The organism is Bartonella sp. DGB1, assembly GCF_041345015.1.
Taxonomy (GTDB): Bacteria; Pseudomonadota; Alphaproteobacteria; order Rhizobiales; family Rhizobiaceae; genus DGB1.
The window spans coordinates 1173769-1190247 of the sequence record NZ_CP166769.1 but is presented as its reverse complement, the minus strand read 5'-3'; the positions used below and the strand labels follow the sequence as shown (position 1 = coordinate 1190247).

The window sequence follows — 16479 nt, the reverse complement described above, 5'->3', positions numbered from 1 at the left end:
AAGATTTATGAGTAAATTTCATACTACCCATTTAGTTAGACACAAAAGTGAGCAAATGTTTAATTTAGTTGCTGATGTGGAAAAATATCCTGAATTTTTACCTATGTGTAAAAAGCTAATTATAACGGATAGTTATACAGAAGATGATAAAGTTTTTTTAGTTGCTGACATGACAGTAAATTATAAAGGTTTTGAAGAAACGTTTACTTCTCAAGTTACCTTAGATAAAATAAATCATCTTATTAATGTAGAATATATAGATGGTCCATTTAAATATTTGCATAATTATTGGTCGTTTAAAGATGATAACGATATTAATACATGTCAAGTAGAATTTTTTATAGAATATGAATTTAAGAATAAATTATTGAATTTTGCTTTAAGTGGTATTTTTGATAAAATTTTTAAAAATTTTTCAGAAGTATTTGAACAAAGAGCTGACTTTTTATATGGTATTAAGTAATAATTTTATATTAAGTTATGTTCTATTTCTTCAATTGCTAAGGCTAGAATATGTTCTATGGCCATTTCTCTTAATGTATCTCTTGTTTTGTTGCCTAGCAGTAATTTTTTAACCTTAGTTTTGTATGATTTTACTGCAATAGCTATATAAATTAAGCCTACTGGTTTTTCATCAGTTCCACCAGTTGGACCTGCAATTCCTGTAATAGCAAATGCTAAAGTTGCATTAGCTTTTTTTAAGGCGCCTTCAGCCATAGCTGTAGCTGTTTGCTCGGCTACGGCTCCATATTTTTGTAAAATTTCTGATTTTACATCAAGTAAATTTATTTTAGCATCGTTAGAATATGTTATATATCCTTGATCAAAGATTTTTGATACACCTGAAATATTAGTGAGATAAGCTGCTAATAATCCTCCGGTGCATGATTCTGCAGTGGTAATTTTGATATTATATTTTAAACATAATTCTACTAGATATTTTATTTGTTTGTTAATAATTGAATTTTGAATCATTGTATTTCTCAGAAAAAATAAACAGTAACATTTGCAAAAGCGGCAATACCTTCTTTGCGTCCTATAAATCCTAATGTTTCGTTCGTGGTAGCTTTAATTGAGATTTTATCTTGTTTAATAGTTAATAAATTTTGTAAAAATTCCTTCATTTGTTCTACATAAGGAGCAATTTTTGGTTCTTCACAAATCAAGGTTATATCTATATTATTAATTATGCCATTTTTTTGTTTAATTTTATTAGCAGCAAATTCTACAAAAATTTTTGAGGGTGCATTTTTCCATTGTTGGTCTGAAGGGGGGAAATGTACACCAATGTCTTTTTCACCTGCGGTAGCTAATAGCGCATCTGCTAAAGCATGTAGGATAACATCAGCATCTGAATGTCCTTCTAGTTTTTGTGAATGAGGTATAGAAACCCCACAAAGAATAACTTTATCACCTTTAACTAATTTATGTATATCATATCCCATAGCGGTGCGAATATCAGGAAAATAATTTTTATGTTTTTCTAAATCTTCTGGAAAAGTAATTTTGATATTTTGGGGCTCACCCATAATTGTCACCATTGGAATATTGTAAAATTCAGCTATAGAAGCATCATCAGTGAAAGTCTGTTGTAAATTATTATTAGCCGCAATATGTGCTTTTAATATTAATGGAAAATAAAATAATTGTGGAGTTTGTGAAATAGCAAGTATATCACGATTTATAGTATTTACAATTTGTTTGTTTAAGTCAATCTTTTTAACGGTATCTCTAATAGGTAGAATTGGAATAACTCCATTTTTATCAGCCTTTATTATTAGATTATCTAATAATTTTTCAGTGATAAATGGTCTAGCGCTATCATGTATAAAAACATAATCAGGAGATCCATTGCTTAAATATTGTAAAGCTAGGTAAGTTGATTTTTGTCGGGTTTCTCCACCATTGACTAAAATTATTTTATTTTGATATTTTTTAATAATAGGTTGATATAAAGTAAGATCTTTAGGATTTACCACTAAGATTATTTCATTAATATAGTTTATATTGGTAAAAAGATCTAAATTATATTCTAAAATAGTTTTATTATTTATTAAGTGATATTGCTTTGCTCCATAAGGACTGTTAGCTCTACTGCCTGTTCCAGCAGCTAAAATTATAGCCGCTATTTTTTTATTAGTAATATTATTCATTATCATTATTACATATTTTGAGTCGTTTTTTTAGATTATATTTTTTGTCTATTAAGTCAGCAAGAGTTACCTTATTTAAACTATCAAAAAAGGCATTAAGTGCAGTGGACAGTGCTTGTTTTAAACCACATGAATTTATTAGCGGGCAATCCATCTCTTCTGTTGCTAAACATTCGGATAAAGCAAAATTTTCTTCTGTTACTTTAATAACATCTGCTAAAGTAATTTTATTTGGTGCTTTAGCTAAGGTTATGCCACCATTTCTTCCTCGTGTAGTTTTTATAAATCCATGTTCTACTAAAGGGGGTAATATTTTAAACATAAAAAGTTCTGAAGTAGAATATGATTTAGCTATTTCAGAAATTCGGCTTAATGATTCATTGTTAGTTGCACAATACATAAGAATTCGTATAGCATAATTAGTTTGTTTTGTTAGCCTCATTTTTTTGCCTCATTAATAATCAGCGTATTCTAAATATTTTTAGTTTAAATTTCTAGTATTATTTTATTAACTTACTTTTATTTGTGTTTACATTTATATAAAATTAGTTAACTCTTATTTGCGTTTGCATTTATATAAAAAATGTTTATACTCTTAAATATTTTAATAGAAATAGTTAGGAGATTTTACTGTGAATCCTATAGATAATACAAAAGATGTAAATTATAATCGTGAGGTAAATGGTTTTATGGGGCACCCCCGTCCATTAAGACCTCTATTTTTTACTGAATTTTGGGAGCGTTTCTCTTTTTATGGTATTCGGGCTATTCTAGTTCTTTTTATGACTGCTTTAATTCGTAACGGCGGTTTAGGACTAGATGCACATTCTGCTGGAGCTATAATCGGTATTTTTGCTGGTTCGGTTTATTTAGTGGCTTTGCCTGGTGGTTGGTTAGCTGATAATTGGTTGGGGCAACGTAGAGCTATATGGTATGGTAGTGTTCTAATGGCTTTTGGTCATTTATCTATTGCTTTGATGGGTATAGCCGGTACTAGGATGTTTTACATTGGCTTAGTGTTGATCTGTTTGGGGTCTGGTTTATTTAAGACATGTATTAGTGTTATGGTTGGTTCCTTATATAAAGAAGGTGACTCTCGTAGAGATGCAGGATTTTCAATTTTTTACATGGGTATTAATCTAGGAGCATTTATTGCGCCCTTGCTAACCGGATGGTTTGCGGCTCGTAATCAATGGCATATTGGATTTGGTATTGGTGGTCTTGGTATGCTAATAGCTTTAATAATTTTTAGAGTTTTTGCGATTCCATACATCGAGCGGTATAATAAAATCCTTAAAGGAGATGAATTCTGGGGACGTCCAAAAAATTATTCTCCTTTAGTGGCGCCTATATTAACCGGGCTAACGTTAGCATTCATAGTTTATGTGTATTTATTAGATACTGGTTATTTTACATTTAATCCAGTTTTAGTAGCTAGTTGGTTAGCAGTCTTAACAGGTGTATTTATCTTAGTTTATTTTTTCACAATTATGATCTTTGGTAAATTAACATCTATGGAAAGAAAAAAACTATGGCTATGTTTGGCCTTATTAGTTACTGCAGCGTGTTTTTGGGCCGCTTTCGAACAGCAACCAACTTCTTATAATTTATTTGCAGAACATTATACGAATTTAGTTTATTTTGGTTTTACTGTGCCGGTGGGCTGGATTCAATCGATAAATTCATTGTTTGTGATTAGTTTAGCTCCTTTATTTGCTTATATTTGGTTTGCTTTAGAGCGTCGCAATGTGAATTTTAGTTTTACTGCTAAATTTGTTGCTGCTTTAATTTGTGGAGCATTAGGTTTCACTGTTATGTTGTTTGCAGCGCTGCAAGTGATCTCTTCAGGAGCTTCGGTTTCCTTGTTGTGGATAGTAGTTAGCTTGTTTTTACTGACATGTGGAGAGTTGTTACTAAGTCCTATTGGTTTATCAGCAATGTCTGAGTTAGCGCCGTCTTCAATGAAAAGTCAAATGATGGGCTTATGGTTTGGCGGTAGCGCTTTAGGTAATGTAATAGCAGGATTAATAGGTGGAAATGTACATGCTGATTCTATAAATGATCTACCTAATTTATTTGGATCAGTTGTAGTCGCCTTAGTAGTTTGTGCTATAATATTGATCTTAGTTGCGATTCCGATCAATAGATTAATTAAAAAAGGTTAAGCTTTTTGATTACTAATCAGTTATTAATACTAATAACTGATTAGTATAAAATCTTTTAATTTAGATAAAATTATGTTAGTATAATCAAAATCTTTTGATATATGTAAGAAAAACTTGTTGTGGAATCGTTAATAAATTCCATATATATGGTGTACTCTGTAAAACAGATAATGTTAACAATGTTTTTCTTTAGGAATTTAAAATGAATAAAATGATAGAAACAGCAATGACATTAGTCCCTATGGTCGTTGAACGTAGTGCTAATGGAGAGAGATCTTATGATATTTTTTCACGCTTGCTAAAAGAGAGAATTATATTTGTTAATGGTCCAGTTGAAGATAATATGGCAGTTGTGGTTTGTGCTCAATTGTTATTTCTTGAAGCTGAGAATCCTAAAAAAGAAATTTCTTTATATATTAATTCTCCTGGTGGCGTTGTAACCGCTGGTATGGCAATTTATGATACTATGCAATTTATTCGTCCAGAAGTAACTACATTATGTATGGGGCAGGCAGCCTCTATGGGGTCTCTTTTGTTATGTGCGGGTGCGCCAGGGAAAAGATATTGTTTACCAAATGCTAGAATTATGGTTCATCAACCTTCTGGTGGTTTTCAAGGTCAGGCTTCTGATATTGAACGGCATGCTCAAGATATTTTGAAATTAAAGAAACGCCTTAATGAAACATATGTACATCATACTGGGCAATCTTATGAAATTATAGAAAAAACTCTTGATAGAGATCATTTTATGACTGCTGAGGAAGCAAAATCTTTCGGTCTAATTGATGAAATATTAACTAAAAGACCTCAACTGGTGACTGAAAATACAACAATATAGATGTAATTAATGCCTTAATTGATATTTTAGTATCAATTAATATTAATTCAAGGTATATTATAGGGTTGTAATTAGGAAAAGGACAAATAAATGAGCAAAAATGGAAAAGATAAAGATAAACTCTATTGTTCCTTTTGCGGAAAAAGTGAGTCAGAAGTCCGTAAATTAATAGCCGGACCAACAGTCTTTATTTGCGATGAATGTATTGAGCTATGTACAGATATCATGCGTGAAGAATTGCAAATAAATAAAGAAAAGACTCAGGAAGGTCTCCCTACGCCTAAGGAAATTGTCGCCGTATTAGATGATTATGTTATAGGTCAAAGCTATGCTAAAAAAGTTTTAGCGGTCGCTGTTCATAATCACTATAAAAGATTAGCTAATAGCTGTACTGACAAGAATCAAGATGTAGAGTTAGCTAAATCTAATATTCTGTTAGTTGGACCTACAGGATCGGGTAAAACGTACCTGGCGCAAACTTTAGCACGTATCATTGATGTTCCTTTTACTATGGCTGATGCTACTACTTTAACTGAGGCTGGTTATGTAGGGGAAGATGTCGAAAATATTATTTTAAAATTGTTACAGGCTGCTGATTATAATGTAGAAAGAGCTCAAAAAGGTATAATTTACATTGATGAAGTAGATAAAATTACTCGTAAAGCCGAAAATCCTTCTATAACTAGAGATGTTTCAGGTGAGGGTGTACAGCAAGCTTTGCTTAAGATAATGGAAGGTACTGTTGCTTCTGTGCCTCCGCAAGGTGGAAGAAAACATCCGCAACAGGAATTTGTGCAAGTAGATACTACTAATATATTATTTATTTGTGGCGGAGCTTTTGCTGGTCTTGAAAAATTTATTTCTGCTAGAGGTTATCCATCATCTATTGGTTTTAGTGCTAACGTACAATCACCAGAAGATAGAAGATTAGGAGATATTTTTAGAGATATAGAGCCTGAAGATTTAACTAAATTTGGTCTTATTCCAGAATTTATTGGTAGATTGCCAATAGTAGCAACTTTAGATGATTTAGATTTAGATACTTTAGTTGCTATATTATCTAAACCTAAGAATGCTTTGGTGAAACAATATCAAAAATTATTTAATATGGAGAATATTAATTTAACTTTCGAAGAAGATGCTCTATTTGCTATAGCTAAAAAGGCTTTGGAAAGAAAGACTGGAGCCAGAGGATTACGTTCTATATTAGAGAAAATATTGTTAGATACAATGTTTGAATTACCAAACTTAGAAAATGTGGTAGAAATTATTGTATCAAAAGCCGTGGTAGAAGGTGAAGAAAAACCTACATACGTTTATAAAAAAGCGAAGGTTTCACTTGAAACTATTGACAGTGTGAATGTGACAAAAAATAAATCAAAAATTTCTGCCGTTAAAAAATTGAAAACAGGTACTTAAATAATTTAACATTAATATTTATATATTGTGTAGCTGTGATTATTAATCGCCTTAATTTAGATAAGAAAGGTAGTATTATGGAAGAAAATAACTTAGATTGTTCTATACAGGAAGAATATATTTATCCAATGCTACCTTTGCGCGATATTGTTGTTTTTCCTAATATGATATCTCCTTTATTCGTCGGTAGAAAAAAATCTATCGCAGCGTTAGAAGAAATTATGCATAACGATCAGAAAATATTTCTGGTTGCGCAAAAAGATTCTTTAGAAGATACTCCAACAATAGATGATTTATACGAATATGGCACTTTAGCTAATGTCTTGCAAATGTTAAAATTGCCGGATGGAACCGTTAAAGTTTTAGTTGAGGGATTAGGTAGGGCTAAATTAGATTCTTTCAATGCTGATGGACCATATTATAAAGCAAAAGTAGAAATTATTAAAACCCCTGTAGAAAATTTTGTGCAGTTAGAAGCTTTGTCTAGAGCAGTTATTAATGACTTTGCTGAATATGTACAATTGAATAAAAAAATTTCCGTAGAAGTAATAGATGGTTTAAATAATATCGATGACTATGATAAATTAGCTGATACTATAGCTTCTTATTTGCAAATAAAATTGTCAGAAAAACAAGAGTTACTTTCTACTATTGATTTATTAGTTAGGTTTGAGCGTATCTTAGAGGTAATGCAAAATGAAATATCAATTTTGCATATGGAGAAAAAAATTCGTTCGCGTGTTAAAAACCAAATGGAAAAAACACAACGAGAATATTATCTTAATGAGCAAATGAAAGCAATTCAAAAAGAGTTGAACAATGGTGATGACACTGAAGATGAAATTTCAGCTTTAAAAAAACAAATTGCTACTGTTAATTTAAGTGAAGAAGCTAAAAATAAAGCTAACGCAGAAATTAAAAAATTAAAGAATATGTCAGCTATGTCAGCTGAGGCGGCGGTGGTACGTAATTATTTAGATTGGTTATTAAATGTACCTTGGAATGTAAAGAGTAAAATTAAAAAAGATCTTACTGTTGCTGCTAAAATTTTAGATGCTGAACATTACGGCTTAGAAGAAGTTAAGCAAAGAATTTTAGAATATTTATCAGTACAGGCAAGAGCAAAAAAATTAAAAGGACCTATTTTATGTTTTGTGGGTCCTCCTGGAGTAGGAAAAACTTCTTTAGCTGCATCTATAGCTAAAGCGACCGGTAGGAGCTTTGCACGTATAGCTTTAGGTGGTGTAAGAGATGAGTCTGAAATTAGAGGGCATAGACGTACTTATATTGGTGCTATGCCTGGTAAAATCATACAAGTAATGAAGAAGGCTGCTACTAATAATCCACTTATTTTATTAGATGAAATAGATAAAATGGGGCAGGATTTTAGAGGTGATCCAGCTTCTGCTTTGTTAGAGGTGTTAGATCCAGCACAAAATTCTACTTTTGTAGATCATTATTTAGAAGTGGAATATGATTTATCTAATGTTATGTTTATTACGACGGCTAATACTTTAGATATTCCTCCTGCTTTATTGGATAGAATGGAAATTGTTAGGTTATCAGGATATACTGAAGATGAAAAAATTGAAATAGCTAATAGGTATTTGTTACCTAAAGCTATAAGTGATCATGGTCTAAAAAAAGGTGAATTATCTTTAGAAGATCATATTATGGAAAAAATAGTGCAAGATTATACTAAAGAGGCTGGTGTACGTAATTTACAAAGAGAAATTATGAAAATTGTACGTAAGTCTTTGACTGAAATTTTACAACATAAAAAGAAATCAATTAATATCACAGATAAAAAATTAGCGGATTTCTTAGGTCCAAAACGTTATTTATTTGGTCAGATAGAAAAAGCTGATTTAGTAGGTATAGTTACTGGTTTGGCTTGGACACAAGTCGGTGGCGAATTATTAACTATTGAGGGTGTTTCTGTTGCGGGTAAAGGTCGTATGACTGTAACAGGAAATTTAAAGGAAGTGATGAAAGAATCTATTTTTGCGGCTAATTCCTATGTTAGATCACGTTGTTTAGATTTTGGTATTCATCCGAAAGATTTTTATAAATATGATATTCACATGCATGTTCCTGAAGGTGCGATTCCTAAGGATGGTCCTTCTGCGGGGGTTGCGATGATGACAGTTATTGTATCTATTTTAACAGGAATACCAATTAATAAAGATGTTGCTATGACCGGTGAGATTACTTTAAGAGGTAGAATATTACCTATAGGAGGACTCAAAGAAAAATTATTAGCTGCTGTTAGAGGTGGAATAAAGAAAGTTTTAATTCCATACGATAATTTAAAAGATTTAAGTGAAATTCCAGCTAAGGTAAAAAATAGTTTAGAAATTATACCTGTGTCTAATGCATCTGAGGTTTTAGATCATGCTTTAACACGTAAATATCATGCTTTGAAATTAGATGAAAATGAATTAATAATTCCAGATAATGAAATTATTTTTCCGATTGATGATGATCTAGCTACCTCTACTACTGCGCATTAGGTTGATTATTGGTGTTTTTCTGTGAATTATATGTTGTTTTTGAAAAAAAATTGGTTGGACTATTGTCTAATAATTTATAAAGATATTAAGGTATATGTACATTATAGTTATTATATGTAAGAAAGGAACTATTAATGAATAAAACAGAATTTGTGAATTTTGTCGCTGAAGAAGGTGGTTTATCTAAAACTGAAGCAACTAAAGCTGTAGATGTAGTTTTAGCTTGTATCACTTCTGCGTTAGCAAAAGGTGAAGATATTAGAATCCCTGGGTTTGGTAATTTTAGTGTTTCAGATCGCGCTGAATCTAAAGGAAGAAATCCTGCGACAGGAGCAGAGATTGTTATTCCTGCTCGTCGCGTACCGCGCTTTTCTGCTGGCAAAAACTTAAAAGATGCCGTGCAAAAATAATTATCTTTAATATTTAAAAAAGCCTGCAGTAATGCAGGCTTTTTTTTATAACTTTATATCATTTAACCACTTAGTAAAATCTTCTTTTGCTCTTGTAGTTATCAATTGTCTTTTTTGAATATTTTTTTCTTTTCCTTTTAATTTTTTTTCTGTTCCAGTTAGCAATTCTATTTCTGGAAATAATCCGAAATTAATATTCATTGGTTGAAACGATCTTTTTCCCTCACTATTATCTATTAGATGACCTTTAGTTATATGGTTAAGTAATGCTCCAAAAGCTGATGTTATTGGTGGTAAAGTTATCTTTTTATTATAGATATTAGCGATAGCAAAATATGCTGCTAACCAGCCAATTGTAGTAGATTCTACATAGCCTTCACAGCCGGTGATTTGTCCAGCAAAACGCCAATTAATGTTATTTTTTAATTGTAATGTTTGATTTAATAGTAGTGGAGAATTTAAATAACTATTGCGATGTAAACCTCCTAAGCGAGCAAATTCTGCTTTTTCTAAACCTGGTATTTGGCGAAATATTTTAGTTTGTTCTTTATATTTTAATTTTGTTTGAAATCCTACCATATTATATAGGGTTCCTAAGGCGTTATCTTGTCGTAATTGTAGCACAGCATATGGTTTTATATCTGGTTGATGTGCGTTAGTTAATCCTCTTGGTTTCATCGGACCATGTCTTAAGGTTTCTCTACCACGTTTCGCCATTTCTTCTATTGGAAGGCAACCATCGAAATAGGGTGTTTCTTCCCATTGGTGGAAATCAACTGTTTCACTTTCTAATAAAGCATCGATAAAATTATTATAATCATTTTTATCTAGAGGACAGTTTATATAATCTTTTCCGGTTCCATTTGTACCTTTTTTATCGTATCTAGATTGAAACCAACATATATCCATGTCTAAGCTGTTGTAGTATATTATAGGAGCGATTGCGTCAAAAAAGGCTAAAGAATTTGCACCTGCTACATTTTGTATTTGTTCTGCTAGTGCTGGTGACGTTAACGGTCCAGTCGCGATTATTACATTTTTCCAGTCTTCTGGTATTTGCGTAATTTCTTCATTAACGATAGTTACGTTAGGCATTGCTTTTAATTGTTCGGTAATTAATTTAGAAAAATTTTCTCTATCTACCGCTAACGCAGTTCCGGCTGGTACTTTACATTTATCAGCTGTTTGCATAATTATAGAGTTAGCTTTGCGTAATTCTTCATGTAATAATCCTACCGCATTATTTTCAGAATCATCGCTCCGAAAAGAATTTGAGCAGACTAATTCAGCGAATGATTCAGTTTTATGCGCTGGTGTCATTACTTTGGGTCGCATTTCATGTAATATTACGTTAATACCAGCTTTTGCAGCTTGTGCTGCAGCTTCAGAACCAGCTAATCCAGCTCCAATGATATGTAGTATATTGGATTCCTTGTTAGACATTATTTTACCTTAGCTTAAGTTATTGTGTGTAAATTTATTTTATAGTTAAAAAAAAGCTTTTAAAATAACATTTAAAATGTTATACACCTAATAATTAATTTGCGGATGTGGCGAAATTGGTAGACGCACCAGATTTAGGTTCTGGCGGGAAACCGTGGGGGTTCGAGTCCCTCCATCCGTACCAATATTTTTAAAAAATATAATTAAAGCAATCATTTACAGCATATTTTAGATTGTTATATAAGCTTTTCACTTGCTCTTGAGTTTGGGAATCAGCGGTAAGATTTTGTATGTATTTAGAAATTTATCATTTATAGTAGTTGATTTATTTCAATATATTGTCTGTAGCTTAAGCATTTTCATAATAATGACAAAATAATAATAGCTTGTTTTTAACGAATAAAATTTAAAGGTTGTAGCTATTAGTGGAATTTTTAACATTAGTTTCTCTTGTGTTACTAAAGGTAGCTTTTTTATTTGTAATTTATAAGTTTCTATGCTTTTAAGCACAAAATATAGTTATAAACTTTAGTCTATATTTTAATAAAATATTTTTGTTAGTTTAGAATCAATCGAGTCTGAATATTTTATTTTGATAAATTAGAGTAAATAAAATTAATTGTTGGTTTGGTTTTTATTGTGTATTTGCTTAAACAAAAAGCTAGGCATTAGCTTTAGACAATCTATTTTAGTAGATAGGCAGCTTATAGGATATTTTAAAATATAGTAATTTTTGATTAATCTTATTTTTACATTGAGTATTTTTAAAATGTAAAGATCTATTATTTTTTTCATTAGTTCTGCTGTCCTAATTGCGGCTTTAACTAAAGAGCAAAAAGTAACTATAACAACCTTAGCAAGGTATGAATAATTTTTTAGGATTTGCTATAATGCGTTTTATCTCAATGTATCTTAACGTAATATTATACAACTAAGAAAGTTTAATTAGTTTATCAGAATTACTTTTTAAAGCGTATTTTTGATATGTTATTATTTTGGTTAAAGTTTGTGTAATTGTAATAGAGGATAATTTTATAAATTAAGGTGAAATTTTATACTTATTGTAATATTATTAATGGTTGTTGCAAAGATAGGGAAATTTTTACTTGCTGTGTTAGGTATATTTATTATTAGTGGTTAATAACAGCAATCTTATTTTAATATAAAAGGCCTCAATAAATGAGACCTCTTATATTAAAATTTATAGAAAATATTTAGCTTATCAACTTAGATTTTCTAGTTTAGAATTTATAGACTAATTCTAGTTTTAGATTAACAACTTTAGATAGAAAATAGTGCTCAGTATTAAATTTTATTGCGTATTTATCAGCAAAAGTAGCACTTTCTACTCCCAACGACATATAAGGTTCAATATGTATTTCTTCTTTACTAAAGGATGCAGCTCCACCTACAACAAATGAAACTCCTCCTAGGAAAGAAGATTCTGGTATCGCTAATCGGCTTATTACTCCATATTTTAGAGTAACATAAGGATGGCTATCGTCACGAGGATAAGCGACATCAAAACCAATTTCTGATCCTACAGAAATAAAATTTATATCTTGAGTATAACCCAAGGTTAATCCTAGAACAGGAGATACGGTAGTGGATTTACCCTTCTTTATGTGTGACATGATTCCAGGTGATATAACAAGATGATTTCTACCACCAAGATTAACAGCTTTAGTTTTTATACCATTGATAGTAATGTCTTTTCCTATTTGGCTTAAAATTTCTTTATCGTGTGCGTAAGTTATGCTAGGCGCTAGGGCTACTAACATAAAGCTTAATATTAAATAAAATATTTTTTTCATTTTGATTATCCAGTATAAATAATATTAGTTATTTTATAACAATAATGTTTATACTAAAGTATAAAGTATTATTTAGATATCTCTAATATTAATTGTTTATAACTGTATTATATATAATGGGGTTATATTAACGATTATTTATATTAATAGAATATTTGTGGTAGTTGGTGTCTATATCATATTAAGAAATTATAAAAAAATTAAACTGTCATAAATAACTATTAAATAGTTTAGTTGAAAAATTTATCATTTAAACTCAGGCTAATAGATATGTGTCTTTGATTACAAACAGATTAATTAAGTGCTATTTTAATTACAAATATTATTGATATTGGGATCTAATAAAAGGAAAAGAAATTTTATGTTTAAAGATAATTTAATACAAAAAACTTGCGATAAATTTTCAAATATAGGGATAGCTAAAAAGATACTTAGTCATTACGTAACAGAATATATAGAAGAAAATTTACAACGTTGTCAGGATTTGAATTTTGCTAATATGTACCCTTGGCAAGAATTGCAGCTGCCTAAGAATTATTTTTTACAAAAAATAATTAATTATAAAGGTGTAACCTATCTTACCGGAGCTCGTTATATCTCTAAGGATATTACTAAGCCTTTTATAGAATTATTAGCTACCAGCTCTGTCCAGATGGATATCAGCCAGGACGTTAAAGAAATTTTAATAGAGGATTGGAAGGAAATAAAGCCTCTATTTATAAGAAATTTAATAAGTTCAGATAAAGTTCATGCAGATATAGATCAAGAAATATGGGCTGCTAATTTACAAGAAATGCAATCTAAAACTAGTATTACTGACTTATCAATTAAGCTTGCTAAGCCAGAACATTTATCTTTTCTTTTAGATGCCTTGTATAAAGCATATGCTAATATTGCTAATGCAGATAATATGTCTTTATCACCAGCTACAGCAGACGACATACCTGACTGGGTAAATAAAAAACAATTATATATTTTATGTTATTTAGATACAAAAGTAGGTTTTATAGCTTGTGAAGAAAAACGAGTGGGTTTTATGAATGGTCTTTACGTGGCTGAAGAGGTTATTTTGCCCGAATTTCAAGGTCGTAGGTTTGCATCTTTAATGCAAATGATGTTAGCGCAAAAGCTGTCTTTACATTATTCTCCTGATACATTATTTTATGGGACTATTTTATTTAATAATATAGCGTCCAAAAGATCAGCTATGCACGCAGGTAGAAAAAACATATTACAATATGAAAAGATTTACTAATCAATATATGCTTTAATTTATCTAAATATATTATTTTACAGATTATTATATGTGGCATCTTAATAAGAAGTTACTGGTTATTTTTAATAGTTAACTTGATTGCTCAATTAAATTAATGATAGAGTTAAAGACGTCTGCTATTATTTTTTTAACTGTAACTAAGGTTAGATAATTTCAAATTTTAGTAAACTGTAAATCAAATATATAGCAATATTATAAATAAAAAATAGATCTTTTGTTAGTGCGATAATTCAGAGAAATAATAGTTGATATATTTATTATTATATGTTAGTCCGAATTAACATGTAATAAGCTGTATCTTGAGTAGTTTCGATGTCAATTATAAGGAGAATAACAATCAAAGAATCAGAAGATTGTTTTAGTAAGTTTAATTTTAATAGTAAATTATTACATAATTTACAGAAAGTTGGCTTTCATTCTTTAAAAGATATACAAAAACAGGCAATACCATTAATTTTAGCTGGAAAAGATATTGTAGCCGTTGCGCAGACGGGCTCAGGTAAAACAGCTGCTTTTTGTTTGCCAATAATTAATAATTTATTATTAATGGGAGCGAAAAGAAAAGAAAAAACATCATATGCGTTGATATTAGTACCAACTAGAGAATTGGCGATGCAGATAGAAAATGATATAAAGTCATTTATAAATGGTACTCATTTATCTTTAACATTGATGGTTGGTGGGATTTCAAAAATACCACAAATTAAAAAGATTTCTACTGGTACTGATATTTTGGTAGCTACGCCTGGAAGATTGTTAGATTTATTACAAGAGCAACATGTAAAGTTAGATGAAGTAAATTTTTTAGTATTAGATGAAGCAGATCGTATGTTGGATATGGGCTTTATTCCTGATATTTTAAAAATATTAAAATATGTTAAAAAAGATAGTCAAAAACTTCTTTTTTCAGCAACTATGCCAACAGAGATAGTAAAATTATCTAAACAGATAGTAAAACAAGCAGTTTACGTAGAAGTATCTCCGCAAGGGAGTGTTAAAAAAACGATAGAACAAAAAATATATTATTTACCACATGTATTAAAGAAGCAATTTTTAGCTTTTTTATTAAGTAAGCCAAGTTGGAAATCAATAATAATATTTGTGCGTACTAAATATTCTGCGGATGGATTAGCTCGTATATTAGCAAAATATGGTTTCAATTCGTCTGTTATACATGGGAATAAAAGTCAAAAAGCAAGACAGGATAATTTAAATAATTTTAAGAATGGTCTTAGTAGAATTTTAATAGCAACTGATATAGTCGCAAGAGGAATAGATATAGCAGGGGTAGATTTAGTTATTAATTATGATCTACCTGATCAAGCAGATAATTATGTTCATCGTATAGGTCGTACAGCTAGAAACGAAAAATCTGGGGTAGCTATTACTTTATGTGATCTTGAAAAAGAAAAAGATAAATTGATAGCTATAGAGAAATTAATTAAAGAAAAAATTAAAGAAGAAAAAATACCGGAAGAATTTTCAGTTAAGGTAAAGAAAACTAATAATAGATCTAGTTCCAGTAGAAAATACAAAAATAAAAAGATATAATAATTATTATATCTATAAATTTATTGTTATTGCTCTATATAAAAGGTTAGTGTGTGTAAAGCTATGCAAGGCATGGTATTTTAACTTTTGTCCACCATATTAGCAGAGAGATTTATAATCTCTCTGTTTTTTTATAAAGGAGTTTTAACTTATAATGAAAATTTTAGAACTAAAGATACAAAGATATTAGGCTAACATCTTATGGCTCCTCGGGCCGGATTCGAACCAGCGACCGATCGGTTAACAGCCGATTGCTCTACCGCTGAGCTACCGAGGAACAATTTAAGTTATATCAGGTTGATATCATATGTAATAATCTATTGCAATTTTTTTTTTAATTTTTCTAATCTATATTGTGGATATATAAATAATTTTATTAGTTAGGTTGTGTGTTATGTTATCTAGGATAATTCCTAAAAGAAAGTTTCACCGGCAATTATTAGGAGTTTTCTTGATAATGTTAGGGGTGATAGGTCTATTTTTTATCGTTAGAGTGATGTTGATTATAGTTGGGTTACTTATTTTATTTTTAGATAGTAAATTAGGTAAAAAAATATATAAACTTTTAAAAAATTAAATTTTAAATAATTTAAGAATAAATAATTGATGATAAAATGTTAAATTTTATTAAATTATCTTGACGTATTAGTTCAGTTAGCTTAAACGATATATGAAAGGCCCTGTGGCGGAATGGTTACGCAGAGGACTGCAAATCCTTGTATCCCAGTTCGATTCTGGGCGGGGCCTCCAGATTTTAGTTTTAAGGCTATATGTTAACCTAATTTTAGGTGGTTTTGGTAATCTAGTTTTGGTAATAATATGATTACTTGTTAGATAACGTAATGAACCTTAAATTATTGACCGATTTTAGCGGTTGGTATAGTAAGATTTTTTCTC

Annotated in this window: 13 protein-coding genes and 3 tRNA genes; 10 read left to right on the top strand and 6 right to left on the bottom strand. The window is 30.1% G+C overall.

The genetic code is table 11. The features are described 5' to 3' along the window. The first annotated feature begins 7 nt into the window (after positions 1-7). Positions 8-463: a type II toxin-antitoxin system RatA family toxin gene (locus AB6T46_RS06015; RefSeq protein WP_370931241.1), complete on the top strand. Its 456-nt coding sequence runs from the start codon at positions 8-10 to the stop codon at positions 461-463. 5 nt (positions 464-468) lie between these two features. Here AB6T46_RS06015 and AB6T46_RS06010 read toward each other — a convergent pair whose 3' ends face one another. The 3 genes from AB6T46_RS06010 to rirA are packed head-to-tail and all read right to left on the bottom strand — an operon-like array spanning position 469 to position 2595. Further along, entirely contained in the window at positions 469-975 is a 507-nt protein-coding gene (locus tag AB6T46_RS06010; protein ID WP_370931240.1) for a CinA family protein, read from the bottom strand. Positions 976-983: 8 nt separating this feature from the next. Then, entirely contained in the window at positions 984-2153 is a 1170-nt protein-coding gene (locus AB6T46_RS06005; RefSeq protein ID WP_370931239.1) for a bifunctional 2-C-methyl-D-erythritol 4-phosphate cytidylyltransferase/2-C-methyl-D-erythritol 2,4-cyclodiphosphate synthase, read from the bottom strand. Continuing rightward, complete coding sequence (rirA, locus tag AB6T46_RS06000) at positions 2146-2595, bottom strand: iron-responsive transcriptional regulator RirA (RefSeq protein ID WP_370931238.1); 450 nt, start codon at positions 2593-2595, stop codon at positions 2146-2148. Before rirA ends, AB6T46_RS06005 begins: the two co-directional genes overlap by 8 nt. A 190-nt stretch (positions 2596-2785) precedes the next feature. Between rirA and AB6T46_RS05995 the strand changes: the two genes are divergently transcribed. From AB6T46_RS05995 to AB6T46_RS05975, 5 genes are all read left to right on the top strand, one after another. Then, positions 2786-4318 carry a peptide MFS transporter gene (locus AB6T46_RS05995; RefSeq protein ID WP_370931237.1) on the top strand — a complete coding sequence of 511 codons (1533 nt, stop codon included), beginning with the start codon at positions 2786-2788 and terminating at the stop codon, positions 4316-4318. Positions 4319-4520: 202 nt separating this feature from the next. Next, positions 4521-5156, top strand: coding sequence for an ATP-dependent Clp endopeptidase proteolytic subunit ClpP (clpP, locus tag AB6T46_RS05990; protein WP_370931236.1), 636 nt, complete (start codon positions 4521-4523; stop codon positions 5154-5156). Positions 5157-5246: 90 nt separating this feature from the next. Further along, positions 5247-6575, top strand: a complete 1329-nt coding sequence (gene clpX / locus AB6T46_RS05985; RefSeq protein WP_370931235.1) for an ATP-dependent Clp protease ATP-binding subunit ClpX — start codon at positions 5247-5249, stop codon at positions 6573-6575. Positions 6576-6652: 77 nt separating this feature from the next. Further along, the gene (gene lon / locus AB6T46_RS05980; RefSeq protein WP_370931234.1) at positions 6653-9088 is read left to right on the top strand and encodes an endopeptidase La; all 2436 of its coding nucleotides are present in this window, start codon (positions 6653-6655) and stop codon (positions 9086-9088) included. Between the two features lie 134 nt (positions 9089-9222). Next, positions 9223-9498, top strand: coding sequence for an HU family DNA-binding protein (locus tag AB6T46_RS05975; RefSeq protein WP_370931233.1), 276 nt, complete (start codon positions 9223-9225; stop codon positions 9496-9498). Between the two features lie 45 nt (positions 9499-9543). Here the strand turns inward: AB6T46_RS05975 and trmFO are convergent, their stop codons facing one another. After that, on the bottom strand, positions 9544-10941 hold the full coding sequence (gene trmFO / locus AB6T46_RS05970; RefSeq protein ID WP_370931232.1) for a methylenetetrahydrofolate--tRNA-(uracil(54)-C(5))-methyltransferase (FADH(2)-oxidizing) TrmFO: 1398 nt from the start codon (positions 10939-10941) through the stop codon (positions 9544-9546). 101 nt (positions 10942-11042) lie between these two features. Between trmFO and AB6T46_RS05965 the strand changes: the two genes are divergently transcribed. Beyond that, a tRNA-Leu gene (locus tag AB6T46_RS05965) sits at positions 11043-11125 on the top strand. A 1057-nt stretch (positions 11126-12182) separates the two neighbouring features. Here AB6T46_RS05965 and AB6T46_RS05960 read toward each other — a convergent pair. Next, the gene (locus AB6T46_RS05960; protein WP_370931231.1) at positions 12183-12755 is read right to left on the bottom strand and encodes a hypothetical protein; all 573 of its coding nucleotides are present in this window, start codon (positions 12753-12755) and stop codon (positions 12183-12185) included. 361 nt (positions 12756-13116) lie between these two features. On the opposite strand from AB6T46_RS05960, the gene AB6T46_RS05955 reads away from it, so the two are divergent. Further along, positions 13117-14010: a hypothetical protein gene (locus tag AB6T46_RS05955; RefSeq protein WP_370931230.1), complete on the top strand. Its 894-nt coding sequence runs from the start codon at positions 13117-13119 to the stop codon at positions 14008-14010. Between the two features lie 333 nt (positions 14011-14343). Further along, on the top strand, positions 14344-15582 hold the full coding sequence (locus tag AB6T46_RS05950; RefSeq protein ID WP_370931229.1) for a DEAD/DEAH box helicase: 1239 nt from the start codon (positions 14344-14346) through the stop codon (positions 15580-15582). A gap of 202 nt (positions 15583-15784) precedes the next feature. Here AB6T46_RS05950 and AB6T46_RS05945 read toward each other — a convergent pair. Beyond that, a tRNA-Asn gene (locus AB6T46_RS05945) sits at positions 15785-15859 on the bottom strand. Between the two features lie 399 nt (positions 15860-16258). Here AB6T46_RS05945 and AB6T46_RS05940 point away from each other — a divergent pair. Next, positions 16259-16332: transfer RNA gene (locus AB6T46_RS05940), tRNA-Cys, on the top strand. Positions 16333-16479 lie beyond the last annotated feature (147 nt).